Below are 18,364 nucleotides of genomic sequence, written 5' to 3' on the forward strand. Positions count from 1 at the left end.
TGCACCGAACAGAACGGTGACGCGGGTGATCCTGGACGAGAACGGCAAGGATGCATGGGCGGCCGTCGCCAAGCATGTGGAGCCGAAGGCGCTCCTGATCGCTGACGAACACAAGGCGCAACCAGGGCTTTGAAAGAAAGCGCTGTATAGATCCACCTGCTCCGCCCTTTTAGTCCGCTAGCAAAAGGCGGTAGGGGACCGACTTTTCGAAGCGGTTTCCTGCCGGCCGACAAGGGCTACGGCAGCGCTGAAATCCTCGCCAAGCCGGTCGAGTGTAAGGCTTCGGCAACATCGCGCCGAAGAACAACTGGAAGGCTCAGTCGTCTTCTCACGCTGGGTCTATCGGCAGCGTAACCTCGTGAAACGTCAAAAGCATCGGTTCGATCGTAATTGACGCAAAGCTGACAGTCGTGTGCGATCGCGCACATTGACAGGCTGGCATGATGCAAGCGCCGACGTGCATTGTGACCTCAACCCAAATCACTCCAATGCTGGGTTGGCCTTCGGACGGATCGCTCGCAAGGTTGACGCTGTTCAAATACTAGGCGGAGTGGCACAATCCGCGACTCCCGACACACGGTGAGCACCGGAAGACGCCTTCTGTCGCCATTGAAACATTCACTAACAATGATCTGGTGGCACACCAATTGCTTGTAGGAGCCCAGATCTCTGCCAGCAATGGTTCCGGTCCAAGCTCCAGTGGCTACTATCGACGATGACCAACACCTTTAGATGTAAGGCCCATCTTCGCCCATGTCGTACCGTACGAACGGAGCTCGTCAGCGATCATCACGCGCGGCGGCGTGCAGCCGATCCAAAGAGCTTTGTCACCAGCCACTGCTCAGCGCGGGAGCCTCTTCAGCTTTGGACCAAGACGTTGAGAGCGATGCCATTCTGGCCGACAGCGCCGCCGGAGCCAATGTTCTTCGCGCGCGATCGAAGTAACCGACGTTCAGATGTCAGGTCGCCACGAATGAGACTGCTTCAAGGGATTCCAGTGGGAGATCGCCTTGCCGAGTTAAGGCTCCCACTGGCACACGGTTTCATTGGTCACGCCGGTGCCGCATGTTGGCCGCCGCAATCCGCTAAACTTAACGGTGCCTTAGAACCTGAAGAGACACAGCGAAATCGGCCTTTTGTTTGGCACCGGTTGGACTAGGCCCGTTTTCGTTTTCGTCTCAAAAGTGGAGATGCGATATGATTTCGAATCACCAAGCCGACGTGGTTGGCGATAGCGACAAGCTCATCGAGCAAGCGCTGCGAGCTGCCATGGATACTGCTCTAAGTCCGGCTGCGCCGGCTCACCTGCGTGGAGCGCTGGACGCGGCAGTGTTTCCAGGGGGCTCCCGGATGCGCCCCAAGCTCTGCTTGAAAGTCTCCTATGTGTGCGGCGAAAAAGATCCTGAGCTGGCGACAAGAGCCGCGGCAGCAATTGAATTGCTGCACTGTGCCTCGTTGGTGCATGACGACTTGCCTTGCTTCGATAACGCGGCGCTACGCCGCGGCAGACCAACGGTGCACCGGCTTTTCGGAGAGCCTATCGCCGTTTTGACCGGCGATGCCTTGATTGTGATGGCTTTCAAATACCTCAGCTTGCAGGCTGCGCTAACACCTGAGTTGGGCGCGCGCATGATCGAGGTGGTTGCGGAGGCGGTCGGCCCCAGTCACGGACTGATCGCCGGACAGTCGATGGAGGCAATGACGCACGTCCCAATCGACCGCTATCACCATTACAAGACCGGCTCCCTCTTTGTCGCGGCGGCCACTTGCGGTGCCCTGGCAAGTGGTGCAGATCCGGCCCCATGGTCTAAGGTGGGGGAATTGCTCGGGCACGCGTATCAGATCGCCGACGACATCGCAGATACAGTCGGCCGCGCAGAAGTGCTTGGCAAATTGCCTGCCGTGGACACGCAGCTGAATCGACCCAGTATCGTTCGCGGCCAAGGATTGGACAGCGCAGCCGCCAGATTTTATGCGTATCTCGAACAGATAGGTGACACCATTCCTGCCAGCCCTCAAAAACGGTCCTTCGTTGACTGGCTTAATCATGCACTTTGCAAAGGCGTGGCTGGACCGGGAAAAGCCGGTCTGATTCAACAAACGGCGCTGGATTGCGCGCCTTTGTAAGCCCGAGTTACGGTACGCATAACCTAGCCGGCGGCATCATTACCGCTTCATCGTCAACAGCTGCTTCATGAACATTTCGTTCCCTGCATCGAACCGCTGGGCCAAGGTGGATTAGAGGTCTAGCTTTAGCGTTAACGGTTTTTGCAACCAGCTTGGAGGGCCGGCCGACAGAGCGGGCGACGCCGGCATCATCCGACTGGCGGATGCGCGGAGGGCAACAAGTGCGCGGAGGGCAACAAGCGCGCCTGGCGCAACGTCGCCAGATCAGGTGAGCCGGTGCAAAAGCAGGCGACGGCCAACTGGCGGATGACGACCTCGAAATGCGCAACGACCGCTTCGGTCGATACCGTAGCCGCCGGCAGCACGCCGGCTGCCTGCCCGGCAATGTCCGCACCCAGGCGAATGGCCTTGGCCACGTCGACGCCGTCGCGGATCCCGCCGGACGCGATAAGCTTCACCGTTGGCAGTGCCCGACGGACCGCCTGCAAGCTGGCCGGTGTCGGGATCCCCCAATCGGCAAACGCCATCGCCACTGCACGGCCGGCGGCATCGCGGGCGCGCTCGCCCTCCACCGCGGCCCAACTGGTGCCGCCGGCTCCGGCGACATCAATCACCTCAACACCCGCCTCGACGAGCGCGCAGGCCACCGAGGCGGACAGGCCCCACCCGACTTCTTTGGCCACGATAGGCACGCCCACGCTACGCGCGGCGCGAGCCACCTGCGCCAGTACGCCGTGCCAGTCGCGGTCGCCATCCGGCTGTAGCACTTCCTGCAGCGGATTGAGATGGACGATCAGCCCATCAGCCTCCAGCGCATCGACAGCCCGGCGCGCCAGATCAAGGCCGTCGGCCTCGCGCAGTTGCGCAGCGCCGATATTGGCCAGCAAGGGAATGTCAGGCGCCAGGCGGCGTAGGGCGCGCGTCAGCCCCTGGGAATTGCGCGATTGGAGGCTCACGCGCTGCGAACCGACGCACATGGCGATCCCCAAGGCTTGCGCCGCCTCGCTCAGGTGCCGATTGATGGCCTTTGCGCGTGGCATTCCGCCGGTCATGGAACTGATCAGCAGCGGCGCACGTATGGGCTTGCCTAACAGCGATGTGCGCAGTTCGATCTGCGTCAGGTCCAGCTCGGGCAGTGCGCAGTGTTCGAACCGGATTTGCTCCCAGCCGGCAGCGACCGTGGCTGGCGCCGTTCGCCGATCCAGCACGAGGTCCAGATGGTCGTCCTTGCGCCGGGTCAGGGCGTCGTCGCACCCGCTCGCTCGATCCGCCGTATTGGGCGTTGGCGTTGCGTCGGATCGGACCGAGGGCGCCGCGCGCACGCCGCCGCCTCCCGCGCGTTCACGCCGGCGCACGCTGGCCTCCCCCCGCCGCATCGTTGCCGTAGCGGCTGATCGAGGTCTGGTAGTACTTCGCGCGAATGACCGCCATGGCCTCGATTAACGGTCCCCATGGTGCAGGAAAGCGTTCTTTCACCATCACTCGGTGCAGCATGCGCGCATGGCCGACCAGCTCGTCGTTGAGGAAATCCTCCACAGGCATAGCCGGATAACGCTGCAGGAGCAGGATGGCAGCGTTGTCGGCTTCTCCCGCCGCCCTATCCTTGGCGCATCCATGCAGATCGTTCTGCAGGCGCCCTATCGTGGAGATGAGCCGCAGCACCTGGCGAAACGCCGGACGCGCGCGCAGGGTCGCCATGTCCAGCCCCCATAGCAACGACAGGCAACAGAACACGTTCGCGTAGGCGATCGAATCGATGGAATTGTGCAAGTATTCGGCGTACGACCAGCGTTCAGCCCCCGCCGCCTGCGCGGGTCCGGCGCGCAGCGCCGCGCAGTAGCACCGGGTATCGTTTAGAAGCTCAGTATAGTCGCGCCTATCGTAGGCGAGCGCGGCCAGGGAAGCGCGCAGCACAGCGCAGCCCTCGAAACCGGGGACCGCGCATGGCACGCCCTGCCCCAGCGCCTGCTCCACCGCGGCCAGCTGCTCCGGCGCGATCAGGCCAAGGTCGTTGCAATCGTCGAGCCAAAACAGTAGCGCCAACTCGCGATAAAACGCCACGATCAGCTTTTCGTCCTGCGGATCTCGGCCGGTGCGGGCGCTGATATCGTGCAAGCTCGGTTGGATACACTGCAGGATGTACTGTCCGCCCCTAACTGCTTCTACGGCATGCTCGTCGGCGAATCCGGTCAGGGAACGCCCCCACTCCAGTACTTGCTGCAGCGCGCTTTCCGTCGGGATCATTGCGCCATTCCTCCTGCTCCCTCGGTCGGGATGCGCCGCCCCCAACGAAGAGCCAGCCACAAGCCGGCGAGTTCGATCACGCGCACGACCCGGGTCGGGCAATACAATTCCTTGCCGATCCACAGCGGCGTCTGCGGCAATTCATGCGCCTCATGGCGAGCGAGCATCCACTCCAGCGCGTGCGCGACCGCCAGCGCGATGCGGGCGCGCCCTGTCGGCTCTTCGCGCCCATCCATCACGTGCAACGCGAACAGCGCATAGGCGGTTTCCTCAAATGTTGACGCGCGACCCGCGCCCCAGCCGCCGTCGTCGCGCTGCGCCTGCAACAGCGCCGCCAGCGCGCGCTCGTCGCGCCACTGGGGCGCGCCTTGCGCGAGCGCAGCGATTGCATGCGCGGTGGGATACAGCCACGAAACATGCCATTTGTCATTGTCCCATAGACCGTCCGCGTTGCGATTGGCCTCAAGGTAAGCGCTGGTACCGGCGGTGGGCTTTCCCAACAGTCTGAACGCATGCAGGGCGTGGATGTTGGTCGACACCGAGGCATTGCGCTCGCCGGGGAAGGTAACGAACAGCCCGCCGATTTCGAAGTGGCGCAACGCGTTGGCAGCCGGGTTGCGTCCTGCTAGGTGCAGGATGCACAACGCAACAGCAGTGTCGTCCGCATCGGCCGCGAAGTGCAAGGCCGGACCCAGACCGCGCACGCCCAGACAGGCATCGAGCTGCGCGACGATCACGCGCACCGCCTCGGCGAGCGCGGGATGCGAAAACAACCCGGCCAGATGCAGAGTGTACAGCGACCAGCATGGCTCGAACACGTTGATCGGCCAGACGCTGGGAACGACACCTTCGATGCCGCTGCGCGCCGCGCGCGATGCGGCCTGAAGATACCTGTCGGCACGCTCGACCTGTGGCGCGCTCGCCTGTGTGAGGGCGTGCGCACGCCACGCGGCGGTTGCCGCCGGGCTGATGCCGATGCTGCCGTCGTCGTCCAGGCATGCCGTGGTCGGCGACGTCCCCCAGGCTTCCCAGGAGTGCAACAACGGATGGCCGCTCGGCAGCGGTCCCACCGTCCCCAACTTAACCAGGCACGCTTGCCGCAACGGCAACAGCGCCGGGTAGCGCGGAAACACCACGTCGCCCACCAAGGATGTGGCCTCGCCGGAGATCTGCGGCAGGATCAGCTCCGCGCCTACCGGCGCGTCTTCCGGCACCGCATCCGCGTAGGGATCCGGCTGGCGCTCGAGGAACCGCGTTGCAGCCTGAACTGCGTCCGCAGCGCCGGGAAGAGGATCGGCACGCCGCAATGCAAGCAACGCCGCCCACGTGGGTACATGGCGGAACAGTGGGAAGTCAGCACTTCCCCACCCGCCATCGGCCTGTTGCTGCGCCATGAGCCACGCGTATCCGTTCTGCCGACCGGTGACGTTGCCGCTGAACTGCAAAACGCGCGCCGTGTCGTAAACGGACGGACTCACGCTGCCGCCATCGCGCGTCTCGTTCAGCAAGTGGCGCAATTCAGAAAGGATCTGTTCGGACAGCGCACTCATGCGGGATGTTCCCTCTGCAGGCAGTTGACGAGAAGCGCGGCGAAGCGCACCTATGCTGGCGGCGGTCCGCGGTGGGCAACCGCTCCGATCTGCGCCGTGGAATCGAACACAATGTAGCATCTAGCGGTGCCGCCGGCCGATCGCAGCGGTACGGCGGCGCCTCCGTGCGGACCGGCGCCAATGCGCACGGCGCGTGCTTGAACAGATACCCTTTTGGCCCGCTGCACGGCCTGCGCCAACCGCTCCGCACGCGGGCGCAGCGAGGTGATGGCTTCCTCGGCCTCTGGCCATAGGCCCGGCACTGACTGGGGCGCTGCATGCAGCTTCGTGATCGGCACGCCGGTTGCTTTCTTCTCCGCCGCATGCTTGCCGGGGGCTTGCCCAGCGTCGCGTCATCCGCTGGCGTGTCATCCTCGACCACCTACAATACAAGGCCGAAACAGGCGCGATAGCGATCCAGTGCGCGGTACAGAGTAAAGCGCGGCATCCTCCGCGACGGCGCATAGCGCGCCAATGCCTATGGACGCGCGCACCGGCAATCCGCCGCACGCCTGCGCGCCCGATCCGCCGAACGGGGAAACGCCAGTTCGGTCGTCGTTTAGCGTGGAACCCTTCTGCATGTTGTTCATCTCCTTCTACCTGACAGAGAATGCCGCGGCGAGCGGCGAGCCGCCGCGGTGCTGCCGGCGTCGCACCGCGCGCGCGCGCCGAGTGCAGCAATGCCGCCCATCGTCGTCGCCGCTGCCTCTTGACACGGGGCAGAGGATCCCAGCTCATGAGAATCCGATGCGGACTGTCATGGACGGATGTGCGGTCGGGTAATAGCGCCGGCCTTTTTCGACGCCGCTCATCAATCGCGGCCGCACCCCGGCCTCCTGCATGGTCAATGCCAAGGCGATGCTGAACTGCACCAGCTCCAGCCATACAAGGTGATAGCCCATGCAGACGTGTGGGCCGGCACCGAACTGCAGCATGTCCACCGGCCGGATCGGCTCCGTGCGTTGCAGCCACCGCCCCAGACGGAACTGATCGGGCGCTTCGTGCAGCAGCGGCGAGGTCGAGAAATGCAGTAGTGGGATGCACAAATGAGTGCCCGAAGGAATGCGCCGCTGGCCGAGTTGTAATTCCTGCATCGCGCGACGCGGTACGAGCGAGGAAGCCGGATGCATTCGTAGCGTCTCCCGAAACAGCGCCTCTGCGACCGGACATTGCGCCAGGTCCTCGTGCCCGGTCGGCACCGCGCCCACGCGTTGCGCCTCTTCGACCAGGGCGTCCCACAGCTCTGGATGCTGCGCCAGCTCGATCACCATCCAGGCTATCGTCGAGGCGGAGGTCTCGTGGCCGGCAAGCAGCAGCAAGCGGATATTGGCGACCAGGACGTCATCGGAGAGCGCGCCATCGCTGCAATCGAAGGCGCTCACCATGTCGTTGATCAACCCGGTGCGCGCGGCGCGCGCGCGCGCGTCCCGGATGAACTGGCGCGACTGCGCGTCGATCCAATCGCGGGCGGCGCGGCCGCGTCGCAAGGGCATCCCCGGCAGGTCGATCGGGGGCGCGACCATCAATTGTAGCAGTTGCCGATACTTGCGATGCCACTCCGACAGGTCTTGGGCGGGGATGCCCATGAGACTGAAGGTGAGTTTGAGCATCAGGTTGCGGGTGTCTGGCAGGATAGCGACTTCACCGCGGTCGCGCCACGCCTTGACCTGAGCCCTAATAATTGGTTCGAACAGCTCGCCAATGCCGGCCTCGGTCAGACCCCTCGGCAGAAACGCCGCTTTTATCCCATCGCGCGCCTGCCGGTGCGCGCTACCGTCCAAAGTGACCAACGTTCCGCCAAGGATGTCGGGCGCGATCTCTTCGATCAGTGCCGAGGACACTTCCTTGTGCCGGAGCAATGCGAGCGCATCTGGATCCAGGCATGTCATCAGGTGTCCGGCCGGGCCGAAGTCCAGCCAGAAGTGGCTGCCTAGGGTCCTTTCCGCGCGCCGCAGCAGGCGCGGCAGATCGCAGACGATGGCGGGAAGATGCCCGACCAGGGGGAAAGCGCCAGGCATGACCGGGATGTCGTCCCGTAGCCGGCGCCAGCGGTTCAGCGGGTTGAGCAGCATGTCCATCACCAATGCGACGCTGCGGCTGCTTCGGCGGCGTCACCGGCCGGCCGAGCCGCGCTGTTGCCACCGTCGGCGTAGGTTGGAACATGCGCCAACATGCCGCCGTCGATGCACACCACCTGGCCGGTGATGAACGCAGCCTCCTCCGAGAGCAGGAACGCGACCAGCGCGGCTACGTCCTCGGGGCGGCCGACGTGCGGCAGGAGCTGGTGCCGGTGTAGATGCCGTTGCATGCACTCGTCCAGCTTGGCGAAGAGACGTTCGGTCATGACAAGACCTGGCGCAACCGCGTTGCAGCGGATCTTCGCGTGTCCGTATTGGGTGGCAAGCGAGGCCGACAGCATGTTCATTGCGGCCTTCGACGCGGCGTATGACGTCAGTGCGGTGTCGCCGCTGAGCCCTTGGCACGATGACATGTTCACGATCGCGCCACCACCACGGCCGATCATTTGTGGGATGGCCTGCCGGCAGCAAAGGAGCGTGCCGCGCAAATTGGTCGCCATGGTCTGGTCCCAGACCGCCACGTCCAGGTCGAGGATCGCGCGGTCGTGCGGAGTCAAATGCATGGCGCTCGCATTGTTCACAAGCACGTCGACCCCACCGAAGCGCCGCTTCGCCGTTTTGAACAGCTCTGCCACCGCCTGCGCATCTGCGATGTCCATGGCCACGGCCAGCGCTTGGCCCGCTTCGGCTGCGATCTGTGCGGTGCAGGCGATGGCAGCGGGGCCATCAATGTCGGCCACCACCACTCTGCCGCCCTCGCGCGCGATGGCGAGGGCGCATGCCTTGCCGATCCCGGCGCCGGCGCCGGTCACCACGGCCACCTTGCCTTTAAATCGTTCCATCATGTTCTCCTGGATTGCGTAGGTCTTTCGCTGCATGTCGCTCAGCGTCTGCCGGAGAGGGCGTAGGGCCGGGGTTGGTGCAATGGTCATCGCCGGCTTCGCTTTCGATCACCCGAATGGCCGCGACCGGGCACTGGCTGGCTGCTAGGCGCACGGCGGCGTGCAGCGCCTGCGGGACCGTCGCCATGCACACTTCCGCCACGCCGTCCGGCTCGCGCTGACGAAAGGTGCCCGGCAGCGTCAACACGCACTGACCAGTGGTTCCGCACAGGTCCTGGTCGACCACGACGCGAACCTCAGCCGCCGCCTGCGCGTGCAGCCGCACCGGCAGCGCGCGGAACGTCCTAAGGAACGCTGAGGGCTCCCGGGTCGGCTGCTCGGCCAAGGCCGACGTGGGGAAGCGAGCCTGGATCTGCGGCAGGCTCTCGGCCAGTTGCACCCTGGCGAGTTGAGCACCTAGGCAGAAGTGGATGCCGTGGCCGAAGCTCAGCATAATCTTTCCGTCGCTCGACATGCCAGGCCTGGTGCCGTAGAACCGCACCGGATCGAAGCGGTCGGGATCAGCGAAAGCGTCCGGGTCGCGATTGCCGGCCGCGATCAGCACGCGCACGTCCGCGTCCTTCGGGATCACCACGCCATGCAGTTCGATGTCGCGCTGGGCGATACGCGGAATGGAGCTGAACATGGCGGGCGCCTCGCAGCGCAGTACTTCTTCTACAAATGCCTCCACCCCTGCGGCGTCTCCCTGCAGCCAGTGCCGCTCCTCGGGGTAGGCCAGCATCGCCAGCACCGCATGGTCGATAGTCGCAGCAGTGGTGGCGAAGCCGCCCAGCAACATGCCCCACAGCATGCTGATCAACTCCGCGTCCGAGAGCGTATCGGCGTCGTCGGTGTGTGCGCCGACCAGTGTCGACACGATGTCGCGGCGGGGATCGGCGCGCTTGCGCAGTATGAGGTCGCCGAAATAGGCCTTCACCCTGGCGCTGGCCACGTCCGCCGCGGCGAGCTGTGGATCGCTGGCGTGCGGGCTCAGGCCTTCTAGAATGGCGCTGACGATCGCTGAGAGCTCGAAAACGTCGTCTTGGGGCATGCCGAACAATTCAGCGAAGACAAGCATGGGCAAGGCCAGTGCGAATTCCCGATGCAGGTCCACCGCCTCTCCTCGCTCCAGTGCGGGCGCCATGCCATCCAGGCGAGCTGCGACGATGCGCGCGATGCTCGGCCGCAGGTTGTCGATCTGGCCCACGGTGAAATCGCGCGAAATCAGCCGGCGCAGACGCGTATGCGTCGGTGGTTCCTTCATGGCTAGCGTAGACGCCAGCAGATTGAGCGACAGGCTGCTCGCCGCACGCGGGAAATAGCGCGCCAGTTCGGATGGCGCCGGCCCCCGAAACGCATCGCCCGTAGCCTTGAACGCCCAGTAGATGTCGGCGTGGCGGCTCAACAGAAAGAGGCCCGACGCCGCGCGGTGCACCGGATCGTGCTCTCGCAACCACCGCATGAACGGGTACGGGTCTTGGATGCATGCTGGCGACGCCAGCTCGGCGAAGGCGTCGTGGCATGCTGCCGTGGTGTCTTGCACGTCCATCTTGATTACCTGTCGAGTGGCTGATCTGACCGGTGCGCGCCAGGCGCCGCCAAATGAGAAGATTGCGATGCCGGGGGGCGTCCGCACCAGAGCACCGGCATCTCCTCGAACCCGCCGGTGATGATCTCCTTGCGCAACTTCAGTTCTTCGGGCGCCACGGCCAGGCGCAACGCGGGAAAGCGCTGGAAGATCGAACCGAATATGGCCTTCAGTTCCAGCCTCGCCAGCGCCGCCCCGATGCAATTGTGCTGCCCGTAGGAGAACGCCAGGTGGGGATTTGCGTCGCGTCCGATGTCGAAGACTTCCGGGTCTTTGAAATGGCACGGATCAAACGAGGTCGCCGGCAGGCCGACCAGTACTTTGCTCTCCGCGGGTATATGCACGCCCGCGATGGTAACGTCGGTCCGGGGATAGCGCATGATGCCGTCCCACCCCGCGCCAGGCGAATACATGCGCAGTATTTCTTCCACCGCCTTGTCAACCAGGGAAGGATCGCGGACCAGGCGTTCGCGCTGTTGCGGATGGCGAAACATGGCCAGCAGGCCGAATTCGATCTGCGCGACGGTGCTCTCGTGCCCCGCCACCAGCACGCCCGCCGCGAGGCCGATCGCCTCTTCCTCGGTCGCTTTGCCCTGGTCGACCGCGGCTAGCAGATCCGTCAGCAGGTTATCGCCCGGATCCTGTCGCTTGCCCCGTATTTTGCCGTGGATGTAGGCGCGGAGCTCTTCCCAGGCCAGGCCGGACGCGCTGCGCGGGCCGCTTTCATGCTGGTGCGTCATCACCTCGTCGGAGAGCCCTGCGAAAAAGGCGTGTTCCTCGAAGGGCACGCCCATCAGCGCGCTGATTACCTTGGCCGGAAGCGGAAAGGAGAGATGGCGTCGCAAGTCTGCGGGCTGGGGCTGAACCGCCAGCGTATCGAACAACTGCACGGTGATCGCCTCGACCTGCTGCGTAAGCAGCTTCACCCTGCTGTTGCTGAAGGCCGGCGCCACGATCGTGCGTAACCGAGCATGCTCGTCCCCTTCGTGCGAGACCAGCCATCCCGGCGAACCGAGAATGACCGAATCGGGGGTGAAATCCGCCGGAGGCATTCCCGCGGGCAGGAATGCCGCGTCAGACAGCACCGCCTTGGCCTCGTCATAGCCTGTCACCCACCAGCATTCGTGCCCGGACGGAAGGCGCACGCGGTGGATCGGACCTTTGGCGCGTAGCGCTAACATCTCGGGCGAGGGCTCGATGTGATCGACCCGCCACATCGGCAGCGTCGGCAAGGATTGTTCGGACATGGTGACGCTTCACTCTTTAAGCCCGGAAGGGGCGGAAGATGATGGGCAGACTGCGGGCAGCAAATGAGTTAAGGCAACGTGTAGACCACGCCCTCTGCGGCGATTGCCAGCGCCAGATCCTCCGGCCGCACGAACGGCGGGGGGAAGACACTTCCCAATTCCAGGCGCGCCAGCGCAGCGCCCAGGCACAGATGCGGCCCCTGGCCGAGCGGCAGGTGCGGGTTTTGCAGCCGGTTGAAATCGAACATGTCGGTATCGCCATAGGTCGGCCGACCGTAGGAATTGGCGCAGCAGGTTCGACCGCACCCGCCCACCGACCCGTCCGCAAACAGAACTTCCAGTCCAGTCCCACACCCCCGGCTTCCCGCCTGGCTCAAGGTCTGCCGCTTTGGCTGTACCGCTCGCGACGTGGGCGATTGTTGTGGGTCGCAAACGAAGAACTCTAGATCGCATCTAACACTCCTCACATTTTCCCGGCACACACAACCGAGCCACTATCATTGCCCAGCAAACCATCGGAACTCACGAGACGCGAACAGCGATGCGCCGCCCGAAGACCATCGCGCTGCGATTGGCGACATACCGTGACCAGAGCAAATCGCGTGCCGAAGTGAATTCGTGGGTTCAGCAGGCGTTTCGTAGCAGCGCGTAGTGTCAAGCTCCCGCCATTCAGTCTCAATGCCGACAACCGCGGAGTACATGTCTGACAAAAGACTGCTCTAAGCCGGTCTGCGTCCGATAGTCGGCGACCTGCATGGGATGCCCTCGCGGCGGGCTTTCGTGCAACAATCCGCGCCATCTTCGACGTCGAAGTTGCCCCGCCAGTTTTCGTCCGATGGGCGGGAACGTCGTCGACTGCGCCGAGGCCGCCGCGTTAAAAGCGCCGGCTCTGGGCAAATCAGACTGGACCCGCCTCGACCCTCCGGTAGTAAAGTTTGCGGAGCTTATTTCCGCCAAATGCAAGTTCTGAGCTTGTAGTCATCTCGTTGACGTTGTTCTTAATGTTTCCACCCCCGCGCTTACCGAGACGGTCGAGCTTCTCGATCGGCGTAGGTAGAAAAGGCAACGGGAAACGCTCAAATTTCGAAGCATGTTCTCTTCCGGAAACATGTCATCTAATCAGGAGCGGCGGTCGGCAACAGTCGCCTGAGTCGGAGGTGCTTTCTAAACCAGACGATGCCCAATCCAGAAGCCTCCTGCCGAAGATGAAGCAATCGGGAGACCAATGCAGCATCTCATGGACCGCCGCACCGTGGTGAAGAAAGCGGTCCTCGGTTGCTGGAGGTTGTTGAGTAGTTCCATGACATCGAATTGAGCTTTAGCCTGATGAATTGGGTCAATACCTACACCGCTAACTAAGGGGTGCGCCGTTTACGCCTTAGGTCAAGCTGGGGGACGTTGGACTGCTCTGACCTGCCCCTGCGAATTTCCTCCAGAATTGATTAGAGTCCGGCCCATCAAAGGACGGACGAATGAAGAAGCAGAGATTTACCGAAGAGCAGATAATTGCGGTGCTGAAGGAGCAGGAGGCTGGTGCGAAGGCGGCCGACCTTTGCCGCAAGCACGGATTTCAGAAGCGACGTTTTACAACTGGAAAGCCAAATACGGCGGCCTGGAAGTCTCCGAGGCCAAGCGGCTGAAGGCGCTTGAAGATGAGAATGCCAGGCTGAAGAAGCTGCTCGCCGAGCAGATGTTGGACGCAGCAGCACTCCGCGAGCTTCTTTCAAAAAAATGGTAGGGCCTGTCGCGAAGCGTGACGCCGTCACGCATCTGAAGACCGTCATGGGTCTTTCGGAACGGCGGGCCTGCCAGATCATATCCGCCGACCGCAAGACGATCCGCTATCAGTCGAACCGACCGCCGGAAACCGAGTTGCGAGCGAAGCTGCGCGACCTCGCCAATGAGCGGCGGCGTTTCGGCTACCGGCGACTGTTCGTCCTGCTTCGGCGGGAGGGAGAACCGTCCGGGGTCAATCGCATCTATCGCCTTTATCGGGAGGAGGGTCTCTCTGTCCGCAAGCGCAAAGCCAGACGCCGTGCTGTCCGCACGCGTGCTCCGATTTCTGGTCGAAGCTAAGGCCAATGCCCGATGGTCGCTAGACTTCGTGCACGACCAGTTCGCTTGCGGAAGGAGGTTTCGCGTGCTCAACATCGTCGATGACGTAACGCGCGAATGCCTGGCGGCGATCCCGGACACGTCGATCTCCGGCCGCCGTGTCGCCAGAGAACTGACGACGCTGATCGAACGACGCGGCAAGCCGGGGATGATCGTCTCCGACAACGGCACTGAACTCACCTCGAATGCGATCCTCGCGTGGTCGAAGGATCACAAAGTCGACTGGCACTACATCGCGCCGGGAAAGCCGATGCAGAACGGCTATGCCGAGAGCTTCAATGGTCGGATGCGCGACGAACTGCTCAACGAAAGCCTGTTCTTTGGCCTCAATCATGCCCGAAGCGCCATTGCCGAATGGGCGGACGATCACAATAATTTCCGGCCGCACTAATCGCTCGGATATCAGACCCCGGCAGATTATGCCGGGACCATCGCCGCAACCGGCTCCAACGCTGCGCAAGATGAAGGCTTCGCGTTTCCGCCGGTTGCTCACACCGCGCCACTTGGCGTATTCAAAACCGCCGAGGCTCTAATCGCCGCCGGATGAAAATTCAGTGGCAGGTCAGCTCAGTTTCATCGCGATCATGTTTTTGTGGCTGGTTTGCCTGCCGAGTTCCTGAATGTATCGACCTGTCGCTCTCGCGCGTGGGCCGGAAGGACATAAATAGCAGGCTCAAGAAATAAACGACCTGAAGGAAAACCGAAGCCGCTAGTGTTACGGCGAACGCTTTGAAGATGGAAAGCGACGCGGCGTAGGCCGAAACAGCGCTGGTGCACGTGACCAGTAGCAGGATGCAAAAAAAAGTTCTAAAGGACAAAGCCTTGCTCCCGTTCGTTCGTCCAATACTTGAACTGCGTCGACGCTGACGTTTCGCCCGATTCGTCCACGCTATGAACGTGCATGACTTCGCCGTGAGTGCCATAGGTTGCCAAAAGTTGGGTCAGCGCGAATACGCCAAAGTGACGACTTCTTCTTTCGCGGCTTCCGACTCGGCAAATCCTGTTCGCCAGACTCCGAAGGCCGCCGCCATAGCGAGCAACAAGGCGGCGCCAGTATCTCTCCGGGATACGCAATAAAATCTGCCGCTTCCTATCTATTGCATTTTTGTACGTTCTCCGCTGAGGTCGCGATCGGCTTGTTTGGTGAGACACCTTGGTCATGCACCAAGGTCGCTAATCAGGCAAAATAGATTGATTGGATGCCATCATCCGCGTTTTGAATAACGCTAAAAACGCGGCACCGAAAACGCCTGGGGACCGAGCGCGAACTCGCGACCGCGGCTTTCAGCACACTTTAAGTCAGCCAACAGTGAGCGCGGCTGTTGCCCCGGTTGCGCTAGCCAAATGTCGTGATGCTCGGATGGAACTCGCCGATTGCAAATTTTCTTTCTGCTTTATACGTCGTAAGGGGTGCCTTGATAGAAGCTCCACTCGTTAGCTTCGAGTTCAGGCTCTCGCGTCTGCAGCATGGGAAATGATTTCTAATTCTGCCGGGTATTCGTACAACGTACAGATCTCGTCAAACTTGGAACACGCACCCGTTTGCATAGTTTGCCCAAGGTCGGGATCCGTTCCGCAAATTTGGGACAAATTCGAGCCATACGTGCGGCGACGCCGATGGCCGCCGCGTTCGATTGCTGAACCCGCTTAGTCGACTCGCGGCTGCCGGTATGGTCTAACATCGTCGCGTTCATGTTTGGCCCGGAGTTGGTATGGGGGCTGGCCGGAATAAAAACACGCCCATTAAAATATCTCAATAGAATCAACTGGCTGGGCGACATCGGAGCGACGCGTCCGGAGCCTGGCTTGAATTGAACCGAACCGAATTGGCGCAGGACCATTTACACAGCACGCTGAAATCTGCATATTGCCGCGCGTTGTCGCTATCCCAAGTTGATGCACGAGTCGCTTTCGCTCCCGTCAAAAGCAGCTGGGCACGAGCTCTTTTCAAGAATTTAGAAGGCAAGGATATGGAAAATTTTGTGTATCTGTTGGAGCCAGAAAGTGCGATCTTTCGCGCCGCTGAGCTCCCTGATCGCAACAGCATTGCATCGATCGCCGGTTTAATTGGCAGTGATCTTATTCAGATGATCCGCTTCGACGACATGCACTCGCTATTTGTTGGCGAAGAAGCTTTGCGAGTTGGGTTAACCGCCTTTACGATCTTTGACGGGTACCCGATCCCTCTTGCCGGGCAGATAGCGCTTTTGGGAGGCGATGGTAGTAAACCTTATCGTTCGCCGTCAATAACGATGACGGAAGCCGCGCGACGTTTTGAATGTTGCCGGCCGGTGCTTGATCCTGTGTTTGTTCCGATGGACCGAGTGGCGAACAAGGGCCTCATCGTTGCGGGCGCACTGGAAGGCCTGCAAGTGCGTATTGATCGCCGCTCCCCGGTGCTCCTATGAGCGCAATGACGAATGATAGGATCCAGGAGAATGAACTCTATCGCGCCGATTCGCTGAGAGTCCGCGAGCGTGGCGACATGGGCTCGAGAAACGGAAAGCTGACGCCTCAAAGCGGCGTTTACTACGTTGCCGAAGGCCTCCCGTTCAACTGGACAAAGGTCAACACTGAAGGTCGGAAGACGTTCAGTGCCGGTCTCCAACTACTCTGAGGACTATCGAAGAGACATATGATAACTCTATCGGCGGCTAACACGTCGTTGCGCAGCAATTGATCTTTGATCTTCCCTCAGATTGCTACACTCAGACTGCTCGATCGGCGCCGCAGATTGAAAGCCTGCGTTTGTCCGTTTGGCGATAACTGGGAGGCGGGATCGCCTCCCCGCTGCACGGGCGATCGAGTGATTGAAAAGCCGGCTTCAACTGTCACTTGCTCAAGCTGGCACAACCTTTGAATGCTCGCCTTGCGGGGATCAAAGCAGCCAACTGAATTCGATTATTGGAGAAAGCGACGAAGCGCATGCCAAATGTGCATCACATCGGGGTCTCGACGGTGGCGGTGCCAGCTGCGGACGCCGCACGTCAAACCGGCATAGCCGTCGACCACTGCGACGATTGCCAAACACGCTATTTCAGCCGACCATGCCAGATGGGTCTCAAGTTATATTTTGATGACTATGTGCTCTTCCGCGTTTTTTCGCGCGCACTTGAAGAAATTGAGATGGGGACTGCCACCGCGACCGAGGCAACCGGCCTTTCGCTTAGGGAGCTGCGGGATATACCAGCCCGCAGTTTCCCGGCAAGGCTTATCCGCGCTTTTGCCCTGCAAGAGGCGAGTGATTGCGTGCCTGATGCGGAGGAGCAACTGTTGCGCGATATGCTCCTAGGGCATGTGCGGCCAGGCGACCCTGAGGGCGTGCGTTTTGCTAAGATCATTGCGCGACGTTCCATGCGCGAAGACCACCTCTGGCGGGATCTCGGCTTGCTTGACAAAGCCGAACTTAGGAGATTGCTGTTCGCGCATTTTCCGGCGCTGGTGGCAGGCAACACCAACAACATGAGGTGGAAGAAGTATTTTTACCGCAAGATTTGCGAAGCTGAAGGCTTTTCCCTTTGTAGCGCTCCCAGCTGCAAGGAATGCGGCGATTTTAATGAATGCTTTCTCCCTGAGGAAAGCGGAAGTCTTTCTGGAGCGGCAGAGTTCGTCGGGCGCGAGATCTTGAAAACGTGAAGGCCACAGATGCAACTTGGCGGGCTTGTCCGGCGACGTTGAACCGATACGGGGGATTATTGCTCCCGATATTACGACTGTGCGGGCACGCGCAAATGCCACTTTCCTAAAGATGAGCGGTGATGTCGTCGTCGGATAATGATCATCGGTCAATTCTGATAGCACCTACTAAAATTGCCTTAAGCTCTTCGCCGTATTCGACTACGCGATCCACAATTTGTCGGAGCTGAGCGTATGGCCGGAAAAAAGCGTCCGCGACTAGCGCTTTAACTTGATAGCTTGCTCACGATCTTTGCTGTAGCCTTCGAGCATTTCCTCAGAATCTGGCCCGCTGACGATCGAAACCGGCTCCGTTGTCAATCTCAGCCAATGGCGAAACAATCCGGGCCTGCAAGACTGCAGCTGCCAAGCTGTCGGCATTCCCCCTATTTGTTCATGGAGACAGCATAACAGCGAGTTTGTTGTAAGCGACAATCTCTACTGTGCCTTCATATGCGTTCTGCTGATCATCCGGCCTTGATTCGACGCGTGGTGCGAAGCCGATCGGCCGTCAAGACGGTACCGATCTGCTTGGCTCTACGACTTGCCACACTACTTCTGTCCCTCGCCTGAGATGTAAGGATACGGACGAGATTTGTTGATCTTTGACGCAAGCGATTTCCAACCGACAAGACCTCGCAGCCGCTTCGTCCAGTTTGGCGGTTTCGAGACAAGAGTTTGTCGATCCCGCCTTCGAAAGTTCGGAACTAAATAGCTGAAGATCAGCAAAACAGCTGTTTTATATGCTGCTGCCCACATGGCACGGGTTTTGAAGATTGCCATGCGAGGCGGCGCGAGCTGCCTGCCTTTTACTCAGCGA

General features: G+C 61.4%; 12 protein-coding genes and 2 pseudogenes. 5 read left to right on the plus strand and 9 right to left on the minus strand.

Annotated elements, in window-relative coordinates; translation table 11 throughout:
* Positions 1 to 16 precede the first annotated feature (16 nt).
* On the plus strand, positions 17 to 133 hold the full coding sequence (locus CO671_RS33510; RefSeq protein ID WP_008536526.1) for a transposase: 117 nt from the start codon (positions 17 to 19) through the stop codon (positions 131 to 133).
* A gap of 603 nt (positions 134 to 736) precedes the next feature.
* Here CO671_RS33510 and CO671_RS34380 read toward each other — a convergent pair.
* Positions 737 to 946 (minus strand): annotated as a pseudogene (locus CO671_RS34380) (IS6 family transposase); the annotation flags it as partial.
* A 251-nt stretch (positions 947 to 1,197) separates the two neighbouring features.
* Between CO671_RS34380 and CO671_RS30260 the strand changes: the two are divergent.
* Positions 1,198 to 2,127, plus strand: coding sequence for a polyprenyl synthetase family protein (locus CO671_RS30260; RefSeq protein WP_008536525.1), 930 nt, complete (start codon positions 1,198 to 1,200; stop codon positions 2,125 to 2,127).
* A gap of 188 nt (positions 2,128 to 2,315) precedes the next feature.
* Here the strand turns inward: CO671_RS30260 and fni are convergent, their stop codons facing one another.
* The 8 genes from fni to CO671_RS30305 all read right to left on the minus strand — a co-directional run bounded on the left by fni (position 2,316) and on the right by CO671_RS30305 (position 12,002).
* Positions 2,316 to 3,482, minus strand: coding sequence for a type 2 isopentenyl-diphosphate Delta-isomerase (fni, locus tag CO671_RS30265; protein WP_016737499.1), 1,167 nt, complete (start codon positions 3,480 to 3,482; stop codon positions 2,316 to 2,318).
* On the minus strand, positions 3,469 to 4,371 hold the full coding sequence (locus tag CO671_RS30270) for a hypothetical protein (RefSeq protein ID WP_008536520.1): 903 nt from the start codon (positions 4,369 to 4,371) through the stop codon (positions 3,469 to 3,471). Before CO671_RS30270 ends, fni begins: the two co-directional genes overlap by 14 nt.
* Positions 4,368 to 5,921, minus strand: coding sequence for a hypothetical protein (locus tag CO671_RS30275; protein WP_011053441.1), 1,554 nt, complete (start codon positions 5,919 to 5,921; stop codon positions 4,368 to 4,370). The genes CO671_RS30270 and CO671_RS30275 overlap by 4 nt, the downstream gene beginning before the upstream one ends.
* Before the next feature lie 773 nt (positions 5,922 to 6,694).
* Positions 6,695 to 8,038, minus strand: coding sequence for a cytochrome P450 (locus tag CO671_RS30285; protein WP_029875527.1), 1,344 nt, complete (start codon positions 8,036 to 8,038; stop codon positions 6,695 to 6,697).
* On the minus strand, positions 8,038 to 8,880 hold the full coding sequence (locus tag CO671_RS30290; protein ID WP_008536513.1) for an SDR family oxidoreductase: 843 nt from the start codon (positions 8,878 to 8,880) through the stop codon (positions 8,038 to 8,040). The genes CO671_RS30285 and CO671_RS30290 overlap by 1 nt, the downstream gene beginning before the upstream one ends.
* Positions 8,867 to 10,468 (minus strand): cytochrome P450, encoded by a 1,602-nt coding sequence (locus CO671_RS30295; RefSeq protein WP_029875528.1) that lies wholly within the window; start codon positions 10,466 to 10,468, stop codon positions 8,867 to 8,869. Before CO671_RS30295 ends, CO671_RS30290 begins: the two co-directional genes overlap by 14 nt.
* A 5-nt stretch (positions 10,469 to 10,473) precedes the next feature.
* Entirely contained in the window at positions 10,474 to 11,754 is a 1,281-nt protein-coding gene (locus CO671_RS30300; protein ID WP_011053445.1) for a cytochrome P450, read from the minus strand.
* A 68-nt stretch (positions 11,755 to 11,822) separates the two neighbouring features.
* Positions 11,823 to 12,002 (minus strand): cytochrome P450, encoded by a 180-nt coding sequence (locus CO671_RS30305; protein ID WP_008536508.1) that lies wholly within the window; start codon positions 12,000 to 12,002, stop codon positions 11,823 to 11,825.
* Between the two features lie 1,224 nt (positions 12,003 to 13,226).
* Here CO671_RS30305 and CO671_RS30310 point away from each other — a divergent pair.
* The 3 genes and pseudogenes from CO671_RS30310 (at position 13,227) to CO671_RS30330 (ending at position 17,505) form a co-directional block, all read left to right on the plus strand.
* Positions 13,227 to 14,416 (plus strand): annotated as a pseudogene (locus CO671_RS30310) (IS3 family transposase).
* A gap of 1,264 nt (positions 14,417 to 15,680) precedes the next feature.
* The gene (locus tag CO671_RS30320; protein WP_011053448.1) at positions 15,681 to 16,277 is read left to right on the plus strand and encodes a hypothetical protein; all 597 of its coding nucleotides are present in this window, start codon (positions 15,681 to 15,683) and stop codon (positions 16,275 to 16,277) included.
* A gap of 517 nt (positions 16,278 to 16,794) precedes the next feature.
* Positions 16,795 to 17,505, plus strand: coding sequence for a nitrogen fixation protein NifQ (locus CO671_RS30330; RefSeq protein ID WP_097608936.1), 711 nt, complete (start codon positions 16,795 to 16,797; stop codon positions 17,503 to 17,505).
* The last annotated feature ends 859 nt before the right edge of the window (positions 17,506 to 18,364 follow it).

It is taken from the genome of Rhizobium sp. M10, assembly GCF_002531955.1.
Classification (GTDB): domain Bacteria; phylum Pseudomonadota; class Alphaproteobacteria; order Rhizobiales; family Rhizobiaceae; genus Rhizobium; species Rhizobium etli_C.